This window comes from Actinomadura madurae (assembly GCF_047130825.1).
Taxonomy (GTDB): domain Bacteria; phylum Actinomycetota; class Actinomycetes; order Streptosporangiales; family Streptosporangiaceae; genus Spirillospora; species Spirillospora madurae.
On the sequence record NZ_CP083237.1, the window covers coordinates 818,441 to 842,875 of the forward strand.

Consider the following 24,435-nt stretch of genomic DNA (forward strand, 5'->3'; position numbering starts at 1 on the left):
ATCGGATCAGCCACCGTGCACCACCAGCCTCCGCCGCGCCGCCCGCGTGACCAGCGTGCCCGCCCAGAGCAGCACCGCCGCCCACCCCGCCTGGAACGCCAGCGCCCCGAGCAGCGCGCCGCCTGTGTAGGTGCCGAGGAAGACGTCCGCGGGCACCTGGATCTGCGCCGCCCACGGCAGCGCCCGCGCGACCTCGCCGAGCCATCCGGGGAACACCACGAGCGGCAGGATCATCCCCGAGAAGAACAGCGACATCACCAGGGTGACGGCGCTGAGGCCCCGGTCGTCGTGCAGCCAGAACATGCCCATGGCCACCAGGTACCGCAGCGCGAAGCCGACCAGCGCCGCGAGCAGCGTCGCGACCGCGAACGCGGCGGCGTGCACGGGGGAGGGCCACCGGAACGGGAACACCAGCGCGCCGGCCAGCAGCGGCGGGCCCGCGCGCAGCAGGAGCGAGCCGGCGGCGCGGCCGAGGTCGTCGGCGAGCCACCAGCCCTGCAGCCCGACCGGCCGGTACAGGTCGATGGCGACGTCGCCGTTGCGGATGCGCTCGGTGAGGTCCATGCCGCCGAAGATCTGCACCGGCCCGATCAGCGCCTGGGTGATGAAGCAGAAGGTGACGGCGTCGGCGGCCTCGTACCCGCCGAGGGAGGGGCGCACGTCCCACAGCGCGAGCAGGACGTAGGCGCGCATGAAGCCGAACACCGTGTTGGTCAGCGACTCGGTCAGCGAGCCGAGCGGGTACGCCGTGTGGCGCCGGAAGCCGTACCACCACACCCACGGAAGAACGCCCACTTACCGGGAGCTTAGACAGGCGCGGTGGGGGCGACCAGGTAATTTCGCACAGAACGGGCCCCGGCGGGTCGCGCCGGGGCCCGTCGAGGGCGAGGCCGTCGGTGGAGCGGGGGTCAGTCCTCGGGGATGGCGGGCTTGATCGGGGAGTAGAGCCAGTCCTTGAAGAACGGGCTCAGGTCCTGGCCGGAGATCTGCTCCGCCAGAGCGGTGAACTGCTCGGTCCTGGCGTTGCCGTGCTTGTGCTGCGCGTACCACGTCCGGAGCAGGGTGAGGAACTTGTCGTCGCCGATCTTCTCCCGGAGGAACTGCAGCATCATGCCGCCGCCGCTGTAGACGCGGTCGTTGAACATGGTGTCGCGCTTCGGGTCGGCGGTCAGCACCGACCAGTACGGGCGGCCCGCGGCGTCGGGGAACGGGCGGGCGGCGTACGTGGCGCGGGCCGCGTCGTGAACCGTGCGGCCGCCCGTCTTCTCCGTGTAGTACCAGGCGGACCAGGTCGCGAAGCTCTCGTTCAGCCAGATGTCCTTCCACCGGGCCGGGGAGACGGCGTCCCCGAACCACTGGTGCGCCAGCTCGTGGGCGATCGTGCCGGTGCTGCGCACCGCGGAGTACACCGGCTTGCTCTGCGTCTCCAGGGAGAACCCGAGCGGCTCGCCGTTGAAGCGGGCGTCGTCGGCGATGGCGCCGGTGCTGCTGAACGGGTAGCGGCCGAACGTCCGCGACCAGAGGTCGGTCACCTCGCTGGTGGTGTCGAAGAAGAAGTCCACCGCGTCCGGCTGCCCGGCGAGGAGGACCGGGTCGACGGCCGTGTAGTTCGGGACGCCGCCCGGCGTGCGCCCCTGCTTCACCTCCCACTTGCCGATGTCGATCGTGGTGAGGTAGCTCGCCATCGGGCTGTCCTCGCGCCACCTGAACACCTCGGCGCGGGTCCGCGCGGCGCGGCGGCTGAACGAGGCGGTGGCGGAGCGGTGCCCGGTCAGGCGCCCGTTGGCGACGGCCTTGAGCCCCGCGGGCACCGTGAGGGTGTAGTCGTAGGTCGCCTTGTCGCTCGGGTGGTCGTTGACGGGGAACCACGTGCGGGCGCCGTTCGGCTCGCCGCCGACGAAGGCGCCGTCCGGGGTGTGCAGGAACCCGTAGGGGGAGCCGAACACGATCGGCGACCCCACGATGGTCTGCGGCACGCCGCCGTACCTGACGACGGTCGTGAAGACCGAGCCCTTGCGCAGGCCCTTGCGCGGCGTGATGATCAGCTCCTGGCCGCGCCGCTCGTAGCGGGCCCGCCGCCGGTCGACCCAGACCTTCTCCACGTCCATGCCGGACAGGTCCAGGTCGAACCGCGAGAGGTTCTGGGTGGCCCGCGCGGTGATGGTGACGGTGCCGTCGAGCTGGTCGTGGTCGGGGTCGTAGCGCAGGTCCAGCGAATAGTGCCGGGCGTCGTACCCGCCGTTGCCCTCCAGCGGGAAGTACGGGTCGCCGACGCCGGGGGCGCCGGGGGTGAAGCGCCCGTGGTGGCCGTGCCCGTCCGCGGAGGCGGCGGGCGCGAGCGCGACGGCGCTCACGGCGGCGACGGCGAGCGGCAGCACCCGGCCGGGGATCGCCCGGGACCGGATGGACCGGGGGTGACGCGCCATCAGGGATCCTCTCTCCGAGTGATCAACTAGCGCGAACACGATGCGCCGATTATCGGGCGTTGTCGAGCCCCTAGCCGCATCCGGCCGCGGTGCGCCTCGCCGGACGGGGGCCCCGAGACGACCGGAAGGCCCCCGCGGGTGTAGGAACGCGGGGGCCTTCGGGGCCCGGGGATCGATCCGGAGCGGCGGGCCGGTGGCGCCGCCGGGAGGCTTAGTGGAACTGGCCCTCTTCCGTGGAGCCCTTCAGCGCCGTGGTGGACGAGTCCGGGCTGATCGCCGTGCTGACCATGTCGAAGTAGCCCGTGCCGGCCTCGCGCTGGTGCTTGACGGCGGTGAAGCCCTTCTCGGCCGCCGCGAACTCGCGCTCCTGCAGGTCGACGTAGGCGGTCATGCCCTCGCGGGCGTAGCCGTGCGCCAGGTCGAACATGCCGTAGTTCAGCGCGTGGAAGCCGGCCAGCGTGATGAACTGGAACTTGAAGCCCATGTGGCCGAGCTCGCGCTGGAACTTGGCGATGGTCGCGTCGTCCAGGTGCGCCTTCCAGTTGAAGGACGGCGAGCAGTTGTAGGCGAGCATCTGGTCCGGGTACTCGGCCTTGACCGCCTCGGCGAACCTGCGGGCCTGCTCCAGGTCCGGGGTGCCGGTCTCCATCCAGATGAGGTCGGAGTACGGCGCGTAGGCCTTGGCGCGGGCGATGCAGGGCTCGATGCCGTTGCGGACCCGGTAGAAGCCCTCGGCGGTGCGCTCGCCGGTGGTGAACTCGCGGTCGCGCTCGTCCACGTCCGTCGTGATCAGGGTCGCGGCCTCGGCGTCGGTCCGCGCGATGATCAGAGACGGGGTGCCCGAGACGTCCGCGGCGAGGCGGGCGGTGTTGAGGGTCTTGATGTGCTGCGAGGTCGGGATGAGGACCTTGCCGCCGAGGTGGCCGCACTTCTTCTCGGAGGCCAGCTGGTCCTCCCAGTGCACGCCCGCGGCGCCCGCGGCGATCATGCCCTTCATCAGCTCGAAGGCGTTCAGCACGCCGCCGAAGCCGGCCTCGGCGTCGGCCACGATCGGGGCGAGGAAGTGCGTGTCGCCCTCGCCCTCGGCCCACTGGACCTGGTCGGCGCGCAGCAGCGCGTTGTTGATGCGGCGCACGACGGCCGGGACCGAGTTCGCCGGGTAGATGCTCTGGTCGGGGTAGGTCTGCCCCGCCAGGTTGGCGTCGGCCGCGACCTGCCAGCCCGACAGGTAGATGGCCTTGAGGCCGGCCTTCACCTGCTGGACGGCCTGCAGCCCGGTCAGCGCGCCGAGGGAGTGGACGTAGTCCTCCTCGTGCAGGAGCGTCCAGAGCCGCTCGGCGCCGAGGCGCGCGAGGGTGTGCTCCTCCTGGACCGAACCGCGGATCCGGACGACGTCCTCGGCCGTGTAGGTCCGCTCGACGCCCTTCCACCGGGGGTCGGTCTCCCACTGTCGCCGCAGCTCGTCGGCTGCGCCCTTGAGGCGACCATCGCTCATCGTCTTGCCCTTCCGTGTCGTCCCCTGGGTGCTTGCCTCGACTATGCCCCGGCCGCCACCCCTGGATGAACTCGCAAGTAACGAAAGAAGCGCGAAAATTCCGGTATCATGAAGCGGTGACGACCTTGCGGACAGAAGAATCCCTCAACTTGACGAGTGACGTGGATCTCGTCACCTTCGGGCAGCGGCTCCGGCATCTGCGGCGCGGCCGCGGGCTGACGCTGTCGGAGCTCGGCGAGCGCGTCGGCCGCGCGCCGTCCCAGCTGTCCCTGCTGGAGAACGGGCGGCGCGAGCCCAAGCTCACGCTGCTGCAGGCCCTCGCCGCCGCGCTGGAGTGCCCGGTGGAGGAGCTGCTGCGCCGCCAGCCGCCGAGCCGGCGCGCCCAGTTGGAGATCCAGCTGGAGGAGGCGCAGCGCGACCCGCTGTACCGGACGCTCGGCCTGTCGCACCTCAAGGTCGGCAAGCGGATGCCGAACGAGGTCATCGAGCACATCCTCGCCCTGTACGGGGAGCTGAAGCGCAGCCGCACCAAGCCCACCGCGAGCCCGGAGGAGGCCCGCAAGGCCAACGCGGAGCTGCGCCGCCAGATGCACGAGCGCGGCAACCACTTCGCCGACATCGAGGACGTCGCGTCCCGGACCCTCGACGCCGTCGGGTACCGGCGCGGCGCCGTGTCCCAGGGGCTGCTGATGACGCTGGTGGGGCACTTCGGCTTCAGCCTGCAGTACGTCCAGGACCTGCCGCGCTCCGTCCGGTCCGTCACCGACCTGCGCAACCGGCGGATCTACCTGGAGCGCGAGCAGCTCGGCATGCACACGCCGCGGACGATCCTGCTGCAGACCCTCGGGCACATCGCGCTCGACCACGACCAGCCGCGCGACTTCGCCGACTTCCTGCGCCAGCGCGTCGAGGCCAACTACCTCGGCGCCGCGATCCTGATGCCCGAGCGGAGCGTCGTCCCGTTCCTGCAGGAGGCGAAGGCCGCGCGGGAGCTGTCGGTGGAGGACCTGGCGGACGTCTTCTCCGTCTCCTACGAGATGGCCGCGCACCGCTTCACCAACGTCGCGACCCACCACCTCGACCTCCAGCTGCACTTCACCAAGAACGACGAGAACGGCACGATCTACAAGGCCTACGCCAACGACGGCCTGGCCTTCCCGCAGGACGAGGACGGCGCGATCGAGGGCCAGCGGATGTGCCGGGAGTGGGCCGGGCGGCACGTGTTCGGCGCGGCGGACCGCTTCTCCGTCTACTACCAGTACACCGACACCCCCAACGGGACGTACTGGTGCCTGTCGCACATCGACCCCAGCCACGAGCGCGACTTCGCCATCACGCTGGGCGTCCGGTTCGAGGACTCCCGCTGGTTCCGCGGCCGGGAGACGACCCGGCGGGTCAAGTCCGCGTGCCCGGACGGCGACTGCTGCCAGCGGCCCCCGAAGGAGCTGTCCGACCGGTGGGAGGGCATGGCCTGGCCGTCGGCGCGGGCGCACTCCCACGTGCTGTCCGTCCTGCCGCCCGGGGCCTTCCCGGGGGTGGACGAGGCGGACGTCTACGAGTTCCTGGACCGGCACGCCGCCGAATGACCGGCGTGTTGTGGCGGTGTTAACTCTTCGGGTCGGTTCGTCCTGTGCTGCGCCGACAGTGAATGATCTGGGGAGATCTGGCGTTTCCTAGTAGGTGAGGGGACGCCGGTCCCGGAACACCGGTCGAGGACGCCCCGAACGGGAGGGAGAGCGCGTGCTGCCCGAGGTCGCGTCGTGGTTGGACCGCCGCACCAGCACGGCCGAGGACTGGCCGCCGCGCCTGCTGCTCGCCGCCAAGGGCGACACCAGGATCAGCGTCGTGCTGCCGGCGCGGGACGAGGAGGCGACGGTCGGCGCGATCGTCGCCGCCGTCCGCACCGACCTGGTCGAGCGGATCCCGCTGGTGGACGAGATCGTCGTGGTCGACTCCCGCTCCCGCGACCGGACCGCCGCCGTGGCCGCCGCCGCCGGCGCCGGCGTGGTGGCGCAGGACGCCGTCCTGCCGGAGCAGGGACGCATGTCCGGCAAGGGCGAGGCGCTGTGGAAGTCCCTCGCCGCGACGTCCGGCGACCTGATCGTGTTCGTGGACGCCGACCTGCGCGAGTTCGCCTCGTCCTACATCACCGGCCTGCTCGGGCCGCTGCTGACCGACCCGTCCGTCGGCTACGTCAAGGGCTGCTACGACCGGCCGCTGGTCGAGGGCGGGCGGCGCGTGGAGGGCGGCGGGGGCCGGGTCACCGAGCTGGTCGCGCGCCCCCTGATCAACCTGCACTGGCCGCTGCTCGCCGGCGTCATGCAGCCGCTCGGCGGCGAGTACGCCGGCCGCCGGGCCCTGCTGGAGCGGATGCCGTTCGTGACCGGCTACGGCGTGGAGCTCGGCCTGCTCCTCGACATCTACCAGGACTCCGGCCTCGACGCGATCGCGCAGGTCGACCTCGGCCGCCGGGTGCACGCCCACCAGTCCACCGAGGCGCTCGGCGCCATGTCCGGGCAGATCATGCTGACCGCCTGGTCGCGGCTGGAGCGGCACGGCCGGATGCTCCCGCTGGAGGCCCCCTCGACGGCGCTCACCCGGTTCCACCGCGCCGCGGACGGGCACGACGCCCGCACGACCGACGTCGCGGTGGGGGAGCGCCCGCCGATGATCGAGGTCCCCGCGTACGCCGCCGCGCGGTCCTTCTCGCCCGGCCGCAGGTGACCGCCCTCTCCGGGTGGCTGTGTTACCCGTGGTAACGCCAGATGGTGCTACCGTTGGTAACAGCGATATTGGAGAGAGGGTCAATAATCATGACGAGTGCGGAGCAGACGCCGTTCTCCCTGGAGCCCAGCGAGGACGTCCGCGAGGTCAGGGACTGGGTGCACGAGTTCGCCAGGGACGTCATCCGCCCCGCCGCGGAGGAGTGGGACGAGCGGGAGGAGACCCCCTGGCCGCTCATCCAGGAGGCGTCCAAGGTCGGCATCTACTCCCTGGACTTCTTCGCCACCCAGTGGCTGGAGCCGACCGGCCTCGGCATCCCGGTGGCGTTCGAGGAGCTGTTCTGGGGGGACGCGGGCATCGCGCTCTCCATCGTGGGCACCGGCCTCGCCGCCGCGTCCGTCGCCGCCGTGGGAACCGAGGCGCAGGTCGCCGAGTGGGTGCCGCAGATGTTCGGCACCACCGACGACGTCAAGCTCGGCGCGTTCTGCGCGTCCGAGCCCGACGCCGGCAGCGACGTGGGCTCGATCCGCAGCCGAGCCGTCTTCGACGAGGCCAAGGACGAATGGGTGCTGAACGGCACCAAGACCTGGGCGACCAACGGCGGCATCGCCGACGTCCACGTCGTCGTGGCCTCGGTGTACCCCGAGCTCGGCAGCCGCGGCCAGGCCAGCTTCATCGTCCCGCCGAACACCCCGGGCCTGAAGCAGGGCCAGAAGTTCAAGAAGCACGGCATCCGCGCCTCCCACACCGCCGAGGTCGTCCTGGACGACGTGCGCGTCCCGTCGCACCTGATCGTCGGCGGCAAGGAGAGGTTCGACGAGCGCATCGCCCGCACCCGCGAGGGCAAGAGCTCCAAGGGCCAGGCCGCGCTGAAGACGTTCGAGACCACCCGCCCGTCCGTCGGCGCGATGGCCCTCGGCGTCGGCCGCGCCGCCTACGACTACGCCCTGCAGTACGCGCGGGAGCGCGAGCAGTTCGGCAAGAAGATCGGCGACTTCCAGGCGATCGCCTTCAAGCTCGCCGACATGAAGACCCGCCTGGACGCCGCCCGCCTCATGGTCTGGCGCGCCGCCTGGATGGCCCGCACCGGCAAGGACTTCCAGAACGCCGAGGGCTCGATGGCCAAGCTGATGGCCAGCGAGATGGCGGTGCACGTCACCGAGGAGGCCATCCAGATCCTCGGCGGCAACGGCTACACCCGCGACTACCCGGTCGAGCGCATGCACCGCGACAGCAAGATCTTCACCATCTTCGAGGGCACCTCCGAAATCCAGCGCCTCGTCATCGGCCGCACCATCACCGGCCTGCCCGTCCGCTGACGTCTCGGCAGGCCGGTGCGCTCGTCAGGTGGTAGGGAACGGGAGCGCCAGAAGGTGGTAGGTGACGCACAGCTTGAAGAAGGGGACGGATAGGAGCACCAGGAGGGTGAACCCGATCCTGCCGGGGAGCCTCCACCAGTTCTTCCACCAGGCGCCGACCAGGGCCACGGGCAGCGGGAGAGCGGCCACGAACGAAGCGGTCGCGATGTAGGGCAGCACCGTCAGGCGGGGTGAGCCGAGTACCACGGCCTCCATCAGGGAGTTGCCGTCCGACATCGCCAGGGCCATTGCGACGAGGAACACGGTGGTCAGTGCGGCGGCCAGCCAGGCCTGGGCACGGGTCAGGCGGGCGGGGAGCGGATGCGCGGGCCGGTGCCGCAGACCCCGCACGAGCGCGAGCACCGGGAACGCGAAGAAGGCGATGATGAACGCGAACGCCCCGCCGATCAGCAGGGCGAGGTGCAACGACGGTTCGTCGTACCAGGCGAGCCGCTGGTAGGACTCGGCCGGGTTCGCGGACGCGACCAGCGTCTCGCCGTCGAACGCGAGGCGATCCTGCCCGCCCTTCTCGATGAACAGACCCTGCCGCACCTGCTTCCAGTGCTGGGTCTTCTTGGCCGGGTCCGGGGAGACGCCGGTGGTGGTGAGGGTGCCGTCCTTGCCGGCGCTCACCTTGATGTTGACGATCAGGCTGTTGAACCGGGTGAGGTCGGAGTTACTGGTGCGGTTGGCCCGGTACGTCCCGGAATAGCGGGTCGCGTCGCCAGGGGCCTTCGTCGCCGGTGCTGCCAGCGGCTGCGCTCTGGCAGCGGGGGTGTAATGGTCGGTGACGGCGTTCGCCACCCGCTGGGCCAGCCAGTTCGCGTCTCCGTTCGCGCCATCGCCGTTGTACACGACGTACACGCCGGCGCGCTGCTCGGGCATCAGTGCCAGCACGTTGTGGAAGCCGGGAACGTCCCCGTCCTTGTAGTAGCGGGGGTGGCCGTTTCGGGGCCGCTCCTCGAAGGTGAAGCCCATGCCGGGCATCGGGTCGATCTGGGTGTACTGGCGCGAACGCAAGGGACGGGTGACCGCGGCGCCGCCGAGGGCGGGGTCATCGCCGAGTTGCGCGATCATGAACCGGCCCATGTCGGCGGGTGTGGCGGCGGGCCCGGTGCCGCTCGGCGTCCACGGCCCGTACTGGCCGCTCTCGGCGGTGAAGCCGCTGCCGGAGGGGCGGTACCCCTTGGCCAGGCGCGCGGCGAACGCCCCGGGGTGGGGGAGCGCGACACTCGTCCCGGACATGCCGACCGGGCTCAGCACGTGCTCCCTGACGTAGTCCGCAAAGGGCTGCTTCGAGGCGACTTCGACCAGGAAGCCGGCGAGCGCGATGCCGTAGTTGTCATAGGCGACACGCGTCCCCGGCGGCCGGACCCGTTCGGGCTGCCACTCCTCGACGCTGCGCCCGAGGGACACCACGTCGTTCGGGTCGCGTTCCGCCAGGCCCAGCGTGTGCTCGTCGAACCCGGCGGTGTAGGTGAGCAGGTGCCGCAGTGTCACCGGACGCCCGGGATAGGTGTTCTTGATCTTGAACGTGGTGAGGTAGCGGTTGACGTCCTGGTCCAGGCTCAGCCGGCCCGCGCGGACGAGTTGCATCACGGCGGTCGCCGTGAACAGCTTGGTCGTCGAGCCGAGGAAGAACGCCGTCGACGCGGGGTCGACCGGCCTGCGGGACGCGACGTCGGCGACGCCGTATCCCTTCGCGAACACCTGCGCTCCGTCCTTGACCACGACGACGGACGCGCCGGGAATCCTGTTCTCGGCCAGCTGCGCCGGCACCAGTCCATCGATCAGCCGTGCGATGTCGCCATTCCGGGATCCACGCCCCTGGGACACGGCCGGGCCTTGATCGGGGGAAGACCGGCTCTGCGCACGCACGGCCGGACAGAAGGCGATGAGGGTCACGAGCGTGCACAGCAGCGCGAGCGGGAGCTTCTTCATGCGGCCAGGCTCGCCTGCGACCCCGCGGCGGCGACAGTGCCACGTGCACCACCTCACCATGCAGAATGCACGAACCGGACAGAACACCCTAGGATTCCCGCGTGGTCACCGCAGTGATCGCCGCCGTCCTGGTGGGCCTGGTGGTCTCGCCGGACGGACCGGTGCCGGATCCCGCGGCGGTCGCGATGCTCGTCCTGCAACTGGTGCACTGCCTGCCGCGGACCCGGCGGTTCCGCGACCGGTTCGGCGCCTGGACCCTCGCCGCGCAGGTCCTGCTGCTGCCGCTCGGTGGCCCCGCCGGATTCCTCGGCGCGTCGCTGCTCCTCATGCTGCCGCGCCCGGTGCGCGGGCCGCTGTTCGCCGTCGTGGTCGCCGCGGCCGGATCACTCAACACCGGCAGCCTGTACTCCTGCCTGAACGCCATGGGCAACGCACTGTGCCAAGGCCTGCTGGTGTACGCGCTGACCCGGCTCAGCGACCTGCGCGACGAGCTCGCGACGACACGGGGCGAACTCGCGGCCAGGTCCGTGGCCATGGAACGCGCCCGGGTCTCGGACGCGCTGGAGGACGCTCTCGGCACGGCCCTGTCCGAGATCATCCGGCTGGCCGCCGAAGGGCGGGCGGAAGGCGTCCTGGAACGCGCCCGGGCGGCCCGGGCCGAGGTCCGCCGCGCCCCCGAGCCGCCCGCGCCGGCACCGCTGCCGCCGCCCGGTGACCTCACGCCGCGGACCGCCCTGCCCATCATCGTCATCGGGCACCTCTGGTACCCGGTGATCGCGGTGATCTACCTGGTCTCGGCGGCGCCGCCGCCGACGCTGCTCGCCCTCTACATCGCCGACATCATCGCGGTCGTCGGATTGCAGGTGTACCACGTCCTGCCCCGGCCGCCTGGCGCGCCACCACGGCACGCGGTATGGACGCTCCCCGCGCAGGCGCTGCTGGCCACCGCGGCGCTGTTCGCGCCCGATCGCCCGTACCCGCAGCTCATGTGGCTGGCCGGCGGGGCGGTGCTGGTCATCCTGGCCGCGCGTCCCGGCCGGGCCTGGACCCTGTTCGCGGGGTATGTCGCGCTCGTCCCGGCGACGCTGCTCGTCCGCGGCGACGAGGGAGCCGGTGCGGCGTTGTGGACGATCGAAACGGCGAGCGGCGCGCTGATGTTCTACGGGCTGGCGCTGCTGACCCGCCTCGTCCACGAGATAGCCGAGACCCGGGCGGCGCTGGCGCTGACGGCCGTCGCGCAGGAGCGGCGCCGGATCGCCCGCGACGTGCACGACCTGCTCGGCGCGGGGCTCTGGGCGATCATGCTCAAGGCCGACCTGGCGACCCGCGACCCGGGCGCGGCGGACGAGGCGCTGGCGGACGCCGCGTCGGCCGCACGGAGCGCCCTCGGCGACCTGCGGGCCATCCCCGGCGACGACACGGGGCGGTTGTCGGCCGCGGCCGAGTTGGAGTCAGCACTCGACCTGCTCGCCGCGGCGGGCGTCGAGGTCACCGTGACGTGGCCGCCGGACTTCCTCCTCCCCCCGGCGACGGATGCGCTGTTCGCCACCGTCTTGCGCGAGGCCGTCACCAACGTGATGCGACACAGCGCCGCCCGCCACTGCCTGGTCGAGGCGGTACGCGACGACGACCGCGCCCGGGTGCGCGTCGTCAACGACGGAACCGAAGCCGTCCCGTCCAGCCCTCCGGGCCAGGGCCTCGCCAACCTCACGGCCCGGGCCGGCGCACTCGGCGGGGCGCTCACCGCCCGCCCCCTCCCCGACGGCCGGTTCGAGCTGTCCGTTGACGCGGCCCGATCCGCCCGCGCGACCAGCGGGACATCGCTCGGTAGCGGACCGCGCACACCTAGAATCCCCTGAGAACCCGGAGGAGCCGATGATCAGACTGCTGGTGGGCGAGGACATGCATCTCGTCCGCGGTGCTCTGGTCGCGTTGCTGGAGCGGGAGGACGACCTGACCGTCGTCGCCGAGGTGGGAAGCGGAGAGCAGATCGTCCCCGCCGCGCGCGAGCACCGCCCCGACATCGCGGTGCTCGATATCGGCATGCCGGGCGTCGACGGCATCGAGGCGGCGGCCCAGATCGCCGCCGAACTCCCCGGCTGCAAGGTGCTCTTGGTCACAGGCTCCGCGACGCCGACCATGCTGCGCCGGGCACTGGCCGCCAACGTGCACGGCTTCATGGTCAAGGACGCGCCGGCACATGAACTGGCCGAGGCGATCAGACGGATCGTCGCGGGCCGGCAGGTCATCGACCAGGCGCTTGCCACGCGCGCCCTCACCGCGCCGGAGAACCCTCTGACCGATCGCGAACTGGACGTGCTGAGGCTGGCGGCGTCCGGCTCCGACCCGTCGGAGATCGCCGCGCGGCTTCACCTGTCGCGCGGCACGGTCCGCAACTACCTCGGGGCGATCGTCACCAAGCTGAACGCCCGCAACCGCCTCGACGCCGTCCGAATAGCCACCGAAGCCGACTGGCTGTAGGAGGATCCGCATCAGCCGCCCGACCGGGTCGGCGATGACCTGCACGTTCAGCCGGTAGACCTGCGAGCGGGTTGAGCGCGCGGGCTGGACAGGGCACGACACGCCGCACGGCCCTGCCCGGCAAAGCTTGGTGCGTGCGGCGCGTTGTGTGTTGGGTTAGTTGGTGGGGTGGTTTGGTAGGAGTTGGGATGCGAGCGATCGTGCTGTGGCGGTGAGTGTGGTCGTGTCCAGCCCGGTCCGGCTCATGAAGACGAGCCCCTGTTGCGCGGCCAGGAGGGCCCGCGCTAGTGCGATCGGATCCGTTTCTGCCGGTAGATCGCCTTCGCGTTGGGCGCGGGCGACGCAGTCGGCGATCAGCGCGGTGGACGTCTCGTAGGCGCGGTGGGCGTGGTCGAGGACTTCCGGATCGGCGTTGCCTAGTTCGCAGGTGCTGTTGGCCAGGAGGCAGCCACGCCGCGTGTCGGTGTCGATGGGTGCCTCGAGGAGCATGCGTAGTGCGTCCAGGGCCCGTGGACTTTCGGCGAGGGCGTCGCGAAGGTGGCCATGGCTGTCGTCGGTGTAGCTGCGCAGCGCCCGGAGGAAGAGCTGGCGCTTGTCGCCGAACGCCGCGTACAGGCTGCCTTTGCCCAGGCCGCTGACCCGCATCAGGTCCTCTAGCGAGGTCGCGGCGTAGCCGGCGTCCCAGAACTGGTCACGGACGGCGTTCAGTACCTGCTTCTCGTCGAACGATCGCGGACGTGCCATGCGGACAGGATACGGAGTTCTTGACCGTGCGGTCCACCATCCTTATGGTGGACCGCACGGTCAAGAACTCCATGGCACGTTGCATCTAGGGAAGTGGGGAAGCACATGGGAAAGCTGGACGGCAAGGTGGCGATCGTGACCGGCGGGTCGCGGGGGATCGGGGCGGCGTCGGCGCTGGCGCTGGCCGACGAGGGCGCCGACGTCGCGATCAGCTACTCGTCCTCGGCGGATCGGGCCAAGGCCGTGGTCGCCGACCTGGAGGCGAAGGGAGTGCGCGCGGCGGCCTTCCAGGCCGACCAGGCGGACGCGGCGCAGGCGGCCGGCTTGATCGGGCGCGTGGTCGAGCAGTTCGGGAAGCTGGACATTCTGGTCAACAATGCGGCCGTGGGCGGTGGCGGCCTGCTCGACGGCGAGCCCGTCGACGAGGCCGCCGTCGAGCGGCAGCTCACCGTCAACTACACGAGCGTGGTGGCCGGGATCCAGGCGGCGTTGCCGTTGCTGCCCGATGGCGGGCGGATCGTCAGCATCAGCTCGGGTGTGGCCACCCGGGCGGGTTTCCAGGGGATGGCGTACTACACGGGCACGAAGTCGGCCCTTGAGGGCTTCAGCCGGGGCGCGGCCCGCGATCTGGCGCACCGGGGCATCACGGTCAACGTCGTCCAACCCGGGTTCGTCGACACCGAAGCAAACCCCGCCGACGGCCCGGCCGCGTCCATGTTCCTTCCGACCGCGGCGATGGGGCGGTACGGCAGGCCGGAGGAGATCGCCGCGGGCGTCGTCTTCCTCGCCAGCCCGCAGGCCTCCTACGTCACCGGCGCAGTGCTGAGGATCGACGGCGGATACGCCGCGTAGCCCGGCCGTGTCAGGTACCCGACACGGCCGGGCGAGCGGGTCGACGCCGAGCTGACGGACTGGAGGATCCGTTCCACATCGCCGCGGCCGGTGGCCGGTCTCCGTCCCGATCAGCGGGCGAGGCGCGTCCAGAAGGGGAGGTGGTGCTCGGCGGCGAGGTCGACCGGGCGGATGCCGCCCGCGCCGGGGGCGAGGGACTGGACGTGGGGAGTGCGGCCGCCGGTCGTGCGGAACAGCGGCCACCGGGGGCCGCCGGCCCTGCCGGGATCTCCGAAGGCCGCGAAGCTCGTCCAGTAGCCGATCATCTGCTGGGCGAGCCGCGCCTGTTCGGGGTCGAGCTCGGGCGGGAGGCCGCCCAGGTCGAACAGGTACCACAGCTCGGAAGCGTGCTGGGCGCCCATCGGCATCTTCGGGGGACCGGGGGTCAGCGCCGGCGGGTCGGGGTCGGCGAACTCGTACTGGTACACCGGCACCTGCCGGGACAGGGTGCGGGACATGGCGTTCTGCGCGTACACCCATTTGCGGTCGGTGACGATCGCCGACCACGCCAGCGCGGCCGAGTCGTAGGCCGACCGCGGATATTCGGCCCGGACCGCCTTCTCGTCCTCGCCGAAGGTCTCGCTCATCACCGTGTTGAAGGTCTGCTCGGTCATGGGCCGGCGCCGGCCCGCCGCGGCCTCGTCATAGATCGCCGTGGACTGGGTGGACTCGTCGCGGGTGTTGCCCGACAGGACCGGCACGTGGTGGAAGCGTCCGGCGCGCAGCGCGTCGGACGGCCGCATCGGCAGCACATCGGTGCCGTAGGCCGGGTGGATGTACTTGCTGAGCACGGGCATCAGCTTGTCGACGGGCAGCTTGCGCATGCAGGCGATGACCGCTGGGTCATCGCCGGTGCAGCCCAGGTCGGCGGCGGTCTGCCGACCGCGGGCCTGGACGGTCGCGAGCGGCAAGAGCACGTCGTCCGGCTTCTGGCCGCGGTAGTCGAAGTTCTTGAGCCAGCCGAGGGAGCATGAGCCGCTCTGCAGGATGGCCTTTCCGAACAGGCCCCTGGCGCCCGGCGACGTGAGCTGCGCGCAGCCGCTGACCCCGCCCGCGGACTGGCCGGCGAAGGTCACATTGCGGGGGTCTCCGCCGAACCGGGCGATGTTGCGGTTCACCCAGGACAGGGCGGCCTGCTGGTCCTTGAGGCCGTACGATCCCGATCCCTCCAGGCCGGGATGGCCGAAGAAGCCGAACACGCCGAGCCGGTAGTTGACGGTCACGACGACGACATCGCCCTGAGCCGCCATGCGGTCGGCGGTGTAGTTGCCGCCCGCACCCATGTAGTAGCCGCCGCCGTGCACCCACACGACCACCGGCCTCGGCTTGGCGGGATCGCCGGCCGGCGCGGTCACGTTGAGGTTGAGGCAGTCCTCGTTCTTGCTTCCGCTGGGGATCTCGCCGGGGCCCTGCGGGCACGCCGGAGCGGGCCGGGTCGCGTCCCGCGTGTCACCCCAGGGCGCCGGCGGCCGCGGGTCCTGCCAGCGAAGGTCGCCCACCGGCGGTGCCGCGTACGGGACGCCCTGGAAGACGCGGACGTTCCCGGTCGCCTTGCCGCGTACCGCACCGTACACGGTGTGCGCTACGGGCCCGGCGCCGTCGTGCGTCGCTCCGGTCCCTCCCGACGCGCTGAGCTTCGCGGGCTTGGCGTCGGCGCATGACGCCGTGGCCACCCCGGCGGTCAGGGCCAGCAGCGCCAGTGGCAGGCGCCGGTTCCGGGCTCTCATCGGTGACGTCCCTCCGTGTGCTCGATCGTCCGCTCACGAGTCCAGTGGACGGCGGGGAGGCCGCACTAGCGGAGAAGGCGGTGCGCCCTGTCCACGAAAGTTGATCGCCCCGCCGCCGCGTACCCTCCTTCGTCGGCTTCGCGGCCGGATCAGGGCCTCCTTCGCCGGGGCCGGACGTACCGTGTGCCGCATGGGACTCCTGGCGGCACCTGCGACGCGATTCGTCCGGGCATGGGGCCTGGACGTCGGGGTCCTCCTCGCCGTCGCCGGCATCACCTGGGCGCCGCCGTTCCCGGACGGCCCGGCCGACTGGGGCCCCCTGGCCGGGACGGCCGCCATGCTCGCCGCCGGCACCGTGATCATCGCGGGCCGCCGGATCGGGGCCGAGCCGGCGGCCGCCGCCGCGGCCGTCGCCGGCGTGACGGGGTGGGCGCTCGCGGCGTCCGGCCGGTTCGCCACCGCGGACGAGCTCACGAACCTGCTGATGTCGCTGGCCCCCGTCCTCCTGACCTACGGCGGCCATCTCTATGCCCGGGACCGGCGGCGGGCGTGGACCGCGGTGGCGCTCCTCACGGTCGCCGCCGCGCATCCGTGGTCGACGTCGATGCAGGCCGCCGCCGACGGGCTGCTGTACATCTGCGCCCCGATGCTGTTCGGGTTCTACCGCCAGACGCAGCGGATGCTCGTGCGGACCCTGACCGACCGCGCCCGCGACGCCGAACGCGAGCGGGACCTGTGCGCCGAGCAGGCCAGGGCCCAGGAGCGCACCCGCATGGCCGTGGAGCTGCACGACGTCGTCACCCACCGGGTCAGCCTGATGGTGCTGCACGCCGGGGCGCTGCGGATCACCACGGCCGACGCCGCCGTCCGGGACGCGGCCGAGAACGTCCGGGCGATCGGGTGCGAGGCGCTGGCCGAACTCCGTGAGCTGATCGGCGTGCTCCGCGGTTCCCGGCCGGCGGCTCCCGCGCCGGTGGCCGGACCTCCGGGTGATCCGGTCGTGGCCGGCACCGGGCCTTCGGCGGCGCCGCCGCGGATCGACCGGTCCGATCTGTGCTTCGCGGCGGCCGCGGGAGTGTGGACGCTGCTGCTCAGCACCCTCGTGGCCACCGCGCCGCCGGTCGGCAGCGGCGAGCCGGCCCTGCCCTGGCTTGAGATCGGGCTCCAGCTACCTCTCGCCGCCGCGCTCGTCCTGCGCCGCCGCCATCCCCATGCGGCCGCCGTCCCGACCCTGGCCGGAACGGTCGTCCTCCTCGGGCTCGCCGTGACCGGCTCGGCGGGCCTGCTCGCGACGGGCGACTCCACCAGGCTGCTCGTCCCGGCGGTCGCGCCACTGGTGGCCTACACGGTGGCCGCGCATTCCAGGCGTCCGGTCCTGGGGACCGCCGTGGTGCTGGCACTGCTGGCCCTGGCCGCCCGTCCGTGGGACCCCTATGCGGTGGTCGTCTCGGTCGCCGCGGTGTTCATCGGCCTGCCGGCGCTGCTGGGACTGTACGTCGGAGTGTGGCGCCGCCTCGTCGTGGCGCTCACCGAACGCGCCGAACGGGCGAGGCGTGAACGGCGGCTGCTCACAGAACGGGCGAGGGCCGGGGAACGGGCCCGGCTCACCCGGGAGATGCACGCCATCGTGTCCGGCCGGGTCCACGACATGCTGGACTGGGCGGACCGGCTGGGCGGTGCGGCCCCCTCGGCGGAGTCCGCGCAGGCCTCCGCGGAGCTGGCCGCGGCCGGGCGGCAGGCTCTCGACGAACTGCACGACCTGGCCGGCGCCTTCCAGACCGGTGACGGCGCCCCCGGGGCCGCCGGAGGTCCGGTGGACCTGGCCGGGCTCGCGGCGCAGTCCGCGTCGGTCGGCGTGCCGGTCGAACTCGTCGAGACGGGCGATCCGGCGACGCCGTCCCCGGCGATCGCGCGGACGGCCCGGCGCATCGTGGGGGAGGCGCTCACCAACGTCCGCAAGCACGCCTACGGCGCGCAGGTCCGCGTGGAGGTGCGGTACGACCCGGAGCAGGTGCGGGTCAGGGTCAGCAACGGCAGGCCGCCCGCCGGGCCCTTCCGCGGAGACCGGGACCTGGCGGCCGTGGGCTCCGGCACCGGGCTCCTCGGCGTGCGGCAGCGTGTCGACCTGGTCGACGGGACGCTGGTGGCGGGGCCCACCGGCGACGGCGGATTCGTGCTCGATGCGATACTGCCCGCATGCGTGCCCACCACGTCGCATGCCGCCTCGACCCGCACCGCGGAAGAGCCGGCTCATGAGCCCTGACCCGATCCGCGTCCTGGTCGTCGACGATGAGCCGATGGTGTGCGCGCACCTGCGGACCATCCTCGGTTCCGCAGGCGACATCGACGTGATCGAGCCGGCCCATGACGGGGAGGCCGCGCTGCGCGCCGTCGAACGGCACCGCCCGCACATCGTCCTGATGGATCTCCGGATGCCGGGGATGGACGGGCTGACCGCGACCGAGCGCCTCAGGGCGCGACCGGATGCCCCGGTGGTCGTGGTGCTGACCACCTTCGACGCCGACGAGTTCGTCCTGCGCGCCCTGCGGGCCGGCGCCGCCGGGTTCCTGGTGAAGTCGACGCCGCCGGAGGACCTGATCGACCTCGTGCGCGTGGCGTGCGACGGGCACACCGTGCTGTCGTCCGAGGCCGCGAAGCGGCTGGTCGCGGCCTCGACGGCCGGGGAGCAGCACAGGGAGCGCGCCCGGAGCCTGGTCGCCGGGCTCACCGAGCGCGAGACCGAGGTGCTGGCCTGCCTGGGCGAGGGACTGTCCAACGCGCAGATCGGCAGGCGGCTGTCCCTGACCGAGGCCACGGTGAAGAGCTACGTCTCGCGGATGCTGGTCAAGCTCGGCTGCGAGAACCGCACCCAGGCGGGGCTGGCCGCCCACAACGCGGGCCTGGTCTGATCGTCGAGCTCGGACCGGCCGACGCTCCCGTCCGGCCTCCGCCGGGTCAGCGGTGCGGCGCGCCGTCCGAGCAGCGGGTGGCGGCGCGGAATGCGCGGTGCAGGGCCGCGACCTGCTCGGTGCGGGCGCGTTCGGCGAGGGTGGTGGCGGGGAGCGGGGCGTCGTCGAAGCCGTGGAAGGCACCGGGCCACAGGTGGAACTCGACGGAGACGCCCGAGCGGACCAGGCGCATGGCGTAGTCGGCGCACTCGTCGCGGAAGACCTCCAGCTCGCCGACGTCCAGGTAGGCCGGTGGAAGCCCGGACAGGTCGGTGGCGCGGGCGGGGGCCGCGTAGGCGGGGACGTCGGGGCCGCCCGCGTCCGCGCCGAGCAGGGCCGACCAGCCGAAGACGTTGAAGGCGCGCGGCCAGGTGATCGCCTCGGTGAAGGCCTCGCTGGACGGGGTGGCGTCCCGATCGTCGAGCATGGGGCAGAGCAGCATCTGGAAGGCCAGGGGAGGGCCGCCCCGGTCGCGGGCGAGCAGGGCCGTGCCCGCCGCGAGGCCGCCGCCCGCGCTCATGCCGCCGACGGCCAGGCGCGCGGCGTCGATGCCGAGCGAGGCGGCGTTCTCCCAGGTCCAGACGAGCCCGGCGTAGCAGTCCTCCACCGGGGCCGGGTGGGGATGCTCGGGGGCCAGCCGGTAGTCGACCGAGACGGCCACCGCCCCGGTCTCGGCGACGTACCGTGACACCCGGGCGTCGTCCGACTCTGGGGAGCCGAGGATCATCCCGCCGCCGTGGATCCAGTAGAGGCAGGGGGCCTGCGGAGCGGCGGCCGGCGGCCGGTAGATCCGCACCCGGATCCCCGAACCGGGGAGGACCCTGTCCTGGACCCGCACGTCCGGCAACGGTGGCGCGCCGGCCTTCCTCCGCAGTTCCCGCAGGTCGCGCAGCTCGTCCGGGGACAGGAGGGTGTAGTCGACCCGGGTGAGGGGCGACCGGGTCAGGGCTTCGCGCAGCTCGGGGTCCAGGTTCGGATGCATGGTCAGTATGAGAGCACGATGGACAGGTCGAGCTCCCCGTCGTGCTGGACGAGCAGGATGTGGGTGCGCCGGGCGCCGTCCAGCAGATGGACCGACGACGACCTGAAGCTCACCGTCCGCGGCCCGCCCCAGCGGAACCGGACGACGCCCCCGCTCCGGTGCAGGTCCAGGCCGTCGGCGGTGGTGGTGACCGAGCCGCCGTAGGGAGCCCTCGTCCCATCGGTGAAGACGACGGTGTCGGAGGCGCGCAGCACCAGCGGGATCTGCTCACCGGCCGCCGAGGCCGCGCGGACCGACCTGGTCAGCCGCCCGTCGGCGGCCGTCACGGTGGTGACCACCGAGGAGGCGGGGGTGCGGAAGCGGAAGGCGTAGGGGGAACCGCCGAGGAACTCGACGGGCTGGGGGCCGTCGGCGTCGGCGACCTGGCCGGGGAAGACCGTCGCCCAGCAGCCATGGTCGTTGTCGTTCAGCGACTGGATCACCGTTCCGGCGACCGGGTGCCACAGGAAGGCCAGACCGGTGCGGGAGACGGTGGTGGCCCGGCGCGTCCCGAAGTAGCCGCCGAGGTAGAGGTCGCGCCGGCGGAGGAAGAGGAACTCCTGGCCGAGGTCGGCGCGGCGCTCGGTGAAGTGCTCCGAGGCCAGGTACGGCAGCCGCGCGATCGCCTGGTGCTTGGCCTTCCGGGTCGCGAAGCGCTCGCCGTAGAACCCGTGGGCGATGATGCGCGGCGAGGTGTCCTGCTTGACGAGGGCCGGGATGGGCGCGGGGTCGGCGGCCCAGGCCGCCCGGGCGGCGGCGAGGTCCTCGCGCGCCGACAGGAACGCCCCGAGCGAGGGGACGTCCGGGACGAACTGCCCGTTCAGCGCGGTCCGCTCCGGATCTGGCCGCGTGTCCTTGTAGAACAGGGTGCTGGTGCGGGACGACGGCGCGATGTTGGTGATCCAGCCGGATCCGTCGGGCTCGCGCAGCATGTTGTAGCCGAGCCAGTCCGTGTAGGCGGACGCCATGGCGACGAGCCGCGGGTCGCCGCTCTGCCGCCAGCAGTCGGCCAGCTCGGGCAGCATCACCTCGAAGTTGTAGTTCATGTCGGCCCCCGTCTTCTCATAGAAGAAGCCCGCGGGGCTCTGCCCGTCGGCGACCAGGCGGCCGATCGCCGCGGTGAACCGCGCGCGCAGGGCCGCGTCCGGGTCCTGCCTGAGGGCGAGGGCCGACCCGGCGAGCCCGGCGGTGACCTGGTTGGAGAAGGTCAGGTCGCTCTGCCAGGCGCTCCCGTTGGACGGGTCGAGGAGCCAGGTCATGGCCTTCCGCAGCGCCGCGGTGATCCGGGCGCGGCGGGCGGGCAGCGCGTTCGCCGACCGCAGCAGCGACTGGACCTTGCTGAGGTAGCCGAGCGCGAACCCCGTCGCGGCCAGGGAATGCTCGCCGGCGGAGTACTCCGGCCAGGAACCGTCGGGGTGCTGGAGCCCCAGATAGTGGCCGAGGGCCGCGTCGAGCCCCGCGAGGAGCGCGGGATCGCCGGCGTAGGGGTTCCAGGAGCGGGCCTTGGAGTAGAACCAGGCCAGGGTCAGCACGTGCTCCTGCACACGGGCGTTCGTGGCGCTGGCGGGCGTGCGCCACCAGCCGCCGGTGAAGAAGCCGTAGTCGGCGCCGGCGTCGGAGATGTCGTTGGTCATCGGGGCGAGCGACACCAGGTAGGACGCGACACGCTGCTCCGCCGGTGCGATGGCGGCCCGCGCGACCGGGCCGAGCGGGGCCAGGTCGGGCAGCGAGCGCGCGGCGGAGGCGCGGCGCGCGGGCAGGGCGGTGAGCAGCGCGGCCGCTCCGGCTCCGGTCAGCAGACCGCGACGGCTGAGGTCTCGGGGGTTCAACACCGTGCCAGCTCCTCGGGGGGTGGTGCGGCGACCCTCGCCCTGGGTGACGGCGAAGGTCCGGCTGGCCGCTGAGTCTCACCCCCTCCAAGATCGGTCGTCAAGGTGATAATGCGAATTACTACAGGGAAAATCAGCTCTTGACAGGTGCGGGAACGTCGTCTCAGACTGAGACCCGCCGACATGCCAATGCGCATTATCACCAGATTGGGCTGCTACCGACCGTGACCCCACCCAAGCGCCTCACGCAGCAGGACATCGCCCGGATGGCCGGCGTGAGCCAGACGACGGTGTCGATGGTGCTGAACAACCGCACCGACACCGAGGTGCGCATCGCCCCGGAGACCCGGGACCGGGTCCTGCGCGTGATCCGCGAGACCGGCTACATCGCCGATCCCGCCGCGCGCAGGCTCGCGGAGCGGCGCAACCGGATCATCGGCGTGTTCACCTACGAGGCGGTGTTCCCCTCGGCGAGCGCCGACTTCTACCACCCGTTCCTGCTCGGGATCGAGGAGCGGGCCGAGGACGCGGGGTGCGACCTGCTGCTGTTCACCAGTGCCAAGGCGGCCTCGGGGGAGCGGCGGCGGATCTTCAACGCCGACAGCCGGGTGCGGCTGGCCGACGGGTGCGTCCTGCTCGGCCGCACCGTCGACCGCGACGACCTCGCCCGGCTGCTGGCCGAGGGCTTCCCCTTCGTCTCGATCGGCCGGCGCGACGACGCGGGCGGCCCCGTCCCCTACGTCGGGGTGGACTACCCGCCCGCCGTCCGCGCCCTGGTCGAGCGGGTCAGGGCGCTCGGCCACACCCGGCTGGCCTATGTCGGGGCGGGGGAGGGCGGCGAGTCGCGGACCGACCGGATGCGCGGCTTCCGCGACGCCGCCGGTCCCGAGGCCCTGCACCTCCCCGTCGCGGAAGGCGGCCACGGCCGGATCCTGGACGAGCTGAGCGCGGCCGGCGTCACCGCCGTGTTCGTCGAGGAACCGGCCGACGGCGCCGGCCTGACCGAGGCCGCCGAGGCCCGGGGCCTCTCGGTCCCCGGCGACCTGTCGATCCTGGTGCTCGGCACCCCCGACCGGCGGCCCGGCTTCACCGGGTTCCGCATCCCGCGGCGCGAGATCGGCTGGCGCGCCGTCGAGCTGCTGACGGAGATCCTCGAACGCGGCGGAACGCCGCAGGAACTGCTGCCGTGCGAGCCCGTCGAGGGCACCACGCTCGCCGCCCCCCGCGACCGGAAGGCCTGACGTGCACGAGATCAACGCGGACGCGGTCGTCGTCGGCGGCGGGCTGGGCGGCGTGGCCGCCGCGCTGGCCCTGCTGCGGGCCGGACGCACCGTGGTCCTGTCCGAGGAGTTCGACTGGCTCGGCGGCCAGCTCACCAGCCAGGCCGTGCCGCCGGACGAGCCGTCGTGGGTGGAGGACTTCGGCGTCACGGCCTCCTACCGAGCGCTGCGCGAGGGCATCCGGCGCTACTACCGCGATCACTATCCGCTCACCGAGGCGGCGCGGGCGGCCCGCGAGCTCAATCCGGGCGGCGGCCATGTCAGCAGGCTGTGCCACGAGCCGCGCGTCGCGGTGGCGGTGATCGAGGCGATGCTCGCCCGCTACCGGGGGCCGGGCCGGCTGCGGGTGCTCCAGCCCTACCGGCCGGTCGCCGCCACCGCGGACGGCGACCGGGTCACCTCCGTGACGCTCGAGGGCGAGGCCGGCGAGGTGGTCGTCACCGGCGCCTACATCCTGGACGCGACCGAGACCGGCGAGCTTCTCCCGCTGACCGGGACCGAGTACGTCACCGGCTTCGAGGCGCAGTCCGAGACCGGTGAGCCGAGCGCCCCCGCCGAGTCCCAGCCGCTGAACATGCAGGCCGTGTCGGTGTGCTTCGCGATGGACCACGTCGACGGCGACCACACGATCGACCGTCCCGCCTCCTACGGTTTCTGGCGCGACTACCAGCCGCCCTTCTGGGGCGACAGGCTCCTGTCCTGGCGCTGCCCGAACCCGCGCACGCTCGAGATCATGGGGCGGTCGTTCACGCCCAACCCGGACGACGACCCGCTCGCCGTCCTGGCCGACCAGCGGCTCAGCCCCGGCGACGGCAACCTGTGGACCTTCCGCCGGATCGCCGCCCGCCGCACCTTCCTGCCCGGCACCTACGCCAGCGATATCACACTGGTGAACTGGCCGATGATCGACTACCTGGAGGGGCCCGCCTTCGGCGTCCCCGACGCGGCGGAGCACCTGGCCGCGGCCCGCGAACTGTCGAGGTCGGTCCTGTACTGGATGCAGACCGAGGCGCCCCGCCACGACGGCGGCACCGGCTACCCGGGCCTGCGGCTGCGCGGCGATGTCACCGGCTCCGCCGACGGCCTCGCCCAGGCCCCCTACATCCGGGAGTCGCGCCGGATCAAGGCGCTGTACACCGTCACCGAACAGGACCTGTCGCTGGCGGTGCGCGGCGACAAGGGCGCGGTCTCCTACCCCGACTCCGTCGGCATCGGGATGTACCGGATCGATCTGCACCCCTCGACCGGTGGCGACAACTACCTCGACGTCGCCTGCTCGCCGTTCGAGATCCCGCTCGGCGCGCTGATCCCCCGGCGCGTCGCCAACCTGCTCCCCGCGAGCAAGAACATCGGCACCACCCACATCACCAACGGCGCGTACCGCCTGCATCCGGTCGAGTGGAACGCGGGAGAGGCCGCGGGCGCGCTCGCCGCGTTCTGCCTGGACCGTGCCGCCACGCCCCACGCCGTCCGGGAGGACGAGGCTCTCCTGGCCGACTTCCAGCACCGCCTCGCCCGGGACGGCGTCAGCCTGCGCTGGCCCGAGATCGTCGGATACTGAGGAGACCCC

At 72.4% G+C, this 24,435-nt stretch carries 18 protein-coding genes; 10 read left to right on the plus strand and 8 right to left on the minus strand.

Annotated features, from left to right (window positions below; genetic code table 11):
- Positions 1 to 6: 6 nt before the first annotated feature.
- From K8Z49_RS03755 to aceA, 3 genes are all read right to left on the minus strand, one after another.
- Positions 7 to 795: an ABC transporter permease gene (locus tag K8Z49_RS03755; protein ID WP_111831514.1), complete on the minus strand. Its 789-nt coding sequence runs from the start codon at positions 793 to 795 to the stop codon at positions 7 to 9.
- A 113-nt stretch (positions 796 to 908) separates the two neighbouring features.
- Positions 909 to 2,426: a M1 family metallopeptidase gene (locus K8Z49_RS03760; protein ID WP_075021725.1), complete on the minus strand. Its 1,518-nt coding sequence runs from the start codon at positions 2,424 to 2,426 to the stop codon at positions 909 to 911.
- A 211-nt stretch (positions 2,427 to 2,637) separates the two neighbouring features.
- Positions 2,638 to 3,921: an isocitrate lyase gene (gene aceA / locus K8Z49_RS03765; protein ID WP_021597653.1), complete on the minus strand. Its 1,284-nt coding sequence runs from the start codon at positions 3,919 to 3,921 to the stop codon at positions 2,638 to 2,640.
- A gap of 149 nt (positions 3,922 to 4,070) precedes the next feature.
- On the opposite strand from aceA, the gene K8Z49_RS03770 reads away from it, so the two are divergent.
- The 3 genes from K8Z49_RS03770 to K8Z49_RS03780 all read left to right on the plus strand — a co-directional run bounded on the left by K8Z49_RS03770 (position 4,071) and on the right by K8Z49_RS03780 (position 7,964).
- On the plus strand, positions 4,071 to 5,507 hold the full coding sequence (locus tag K8Z49_RS03770) for a helix-turn-helix domain-containing protein (RefSeq protein ID WP_024935302.1): 1,437 nt from the start codon (positions 4,071 to 4,073) through the stop codon (positions 5,505 to 5,507).
- A gap of 154 nt (positions 5,508 to 5,661) precedes the next feature.
- Entirely contained in the window at positions 5,662 to 6,645 is a 984-nt protein-coding gene (locus K8Z49_RS03775; protein ID WP_021597655.1) for a glucosyl-3-phosphoglycerate synthase, read from the plus strand.
- 89 nt (positions 6,646 to 6,734) lie between these two features.
- Positions 6,735 to 7,964 (plus strand): acyl-CoA dehydrogenase family protein, encoded by a 1,230-nt coding sequence (locus tag K8Z49_RS03780; RefSeq protein WP_021597656.1) that lies wholly within the window; start codon positions 6,735 to 6,737, stop codon positions 7,962 to 7,964.
- A gap of 24 nt (positions 7,965 to 7,988) precedes the next feature.
- Here K8Z49_RS03780 and K8Z49_RS03785 read toward each other — a convergent pair whose 3' ends face one another.
- Positions 7,989 to 9,944, minus strand: coding sequence for a serine hydrolase domain-containing protein (locus K8Z49_RS03785; protein ID WP_412517606.1), 1,956 nt, complete (start codon positions 9,942 to 9,944; stop codon positions 7,989 to 7,991).
- Positions 9,945 to 10,045: 101 nt separating this feature from the next.
- Here K8Z49_RS03785 and K8Z49_RS03790 point away from each other — a divergent pair, with 101 nt between their 5' ends.
- Both K8Z49_RS03790 and K8Z49_RS03795 read left to right on the plus strand, forming a co-directional pair.
- Positions 10,046 to 11,803 (plus strand): sensor histidine kinase, encoded by a 1,758-nt coding sequence (locus K8Z49_RS03790; RefSeq protein ID WP_412517607.1) that lies wholly within the window; start codon positions 10,046 to 10,048, stop codon positions 11,801 to 11,803.
- A 16-nt stretch (positions 11,804 to 11,819) separates the two neighbouring features.
- The gene (locus K8Z49_RS03795; RefSeq protein ID WP_075021728.1) at positions 11,820 to 12,425 is read left to right on the plus strand and encodes a response regulator; all 606 of its coding nucleotides are present in this window, start codon (positions 11,820 to 11,822) and stop codon (positions 12,423 to 12,425) included.
- 156 nt (positions 12,426 to 12,581) lie between these two features.
- Here the strand turns inward: K8Z49_RS03795 and K8Z49_RS03800 are convergent, their stop codons facing one another.
- Positions 12,582 to 13,169 carry a TetR/AcrR family transcriptional regulator gene (locus K8Z49_RS03800; protein ID WP_021599507.1) on the minus strand — a complete coding sequence of 196 codons (588 nt, stop codon included), beginning with the start codon at positions 13,167 to 13,169 and terminating at the stop codon, positions 12,582 to 12,584.
- 105 nt (positions 13,170 to 13,274) lie between these two features.
- Between K8Z49_RS03800 and K8Z49_RS03805 the strand changes: the two genes are divergently transcribed.
- Positions 13,275 to 14,021 (plus strand): SDR family NAD(P)-dependent oxidoreductase, encoded by a 747-nt coding sequence (locus tag K8Z49_RS03805; RefSeq protein ID WP_024935300.1) that lies wholly within the window; start codon positions 13,275 to 13,277, stop codon positions 14,019 to 14,021.
- A 110-nt stretch (positions 14,022 to 14,131) separates the two neighbouring features.
- On the opposite strand, the gene K8Z49_RS03810 is transcribed toward K8Z49_RS03805, so the two are convergent.
- Positions 14,132 to 15,787: a carboxylesterase/lipase family protein gene (locus tag K8Z49_RS03810; RefSeq protein WP_412517608.1), complete on the minus strand. Its 1,656-nt coding sequence runs from the start codon at positions 15,785 to 15,787 to the stop codon at positions 14,132 to 14,134.
- 190 nt (positions 15,788 to 15,977) lie between these two features.
- On the opposite strand from K8Z49_RS03810, the gene K8Z49_RS03815 reads away from it, so the two are divergent.
- Both K8Z49_RS03815 and K8Z49_RS03820 read left to right on the plus strand, forming a co-directional pair.
- Positions 15,978 to 18,050, plus strand: a complete 2,073-nt coding sequence (locus K8Z49_RS03815; protein ID WP_412517609.1) for a histidine kinase — start codon at positions 15,978 to 15,980, stop codon at positions 18,048 to 18,050.
- Positions 18,040 to 18,696, plus strand: a complete 657-nt coding sequence (locus K8Z49_RS03820; RefSeq protein ID WP_021599588.1) for a response regulator — start codon at positions 18,040 to 18,042, stop codon at positions 18,694 to 18,696. The genes K8Z49_RS03815 and K8Z49_RS03820 overlap by 11 nt, the downstream gene beginning before the upstream one ends.
- A 46-nt stretch (positions 18,697 to 18,742) precedes the next feature.
- Here the strand turns inward: K8Z49_RS03820 and K8Z49_RS03825 are convergent, their stop codons facing one another.
- A complete protein-coding gene (locus K8Z49_RS03825) occupies positions 18,743 to 19,717 on the minus strand; it encodes an alpha/beta hydrolase (RefSeq protein WP_181663291.1) in 975 nt (324 codons plus the stop codon).
- Positions 19,718 to 19,719: 2 nt separating this feature from the next.
- The gene (locus K8Z49_RS03830; protein ID WP_412517610.1) at positions 19,720 to 21,588 is read right to left on the minus strand and encodes a hypothetical protein; all 1,869 of its coding nucleotides are present in this window, start codon (positions 21,586 to 21,588) and stop codon (positions 19,720 to 19,722) included.
- Positions 21,589 to 21,809: 221 nt separating this feature from the next.
- Between K8Z49_RS03830 and K8Z49_RS03835 the strand changes: the two genes are divergently transcribed.
- On the plus strand, positions 21,810 to 22,826 hold the full coding sequence (locus K8Z49_RS03835) for a LacI family DNA-binding transcriptional regulator (protein ID WP_218163693.1): 1,017 nt from the start codon (positions 21,810 to 21,812) through the stop codon (positions 22,824 to 22,826).
- Between the two features lies 1 nt (position 22,827).
- Entirely contained in the window at positions 22,828 to 24,426 is a 1,599-nt protein-coding gene (locus tag K8Z49_RS03840; protein WP_021598445.1) for an FAD-dependent oxidoreductase, read from the plus strand.
- Positions 24,427 to 24,435 lie beyond the last annotated feature (9 nt).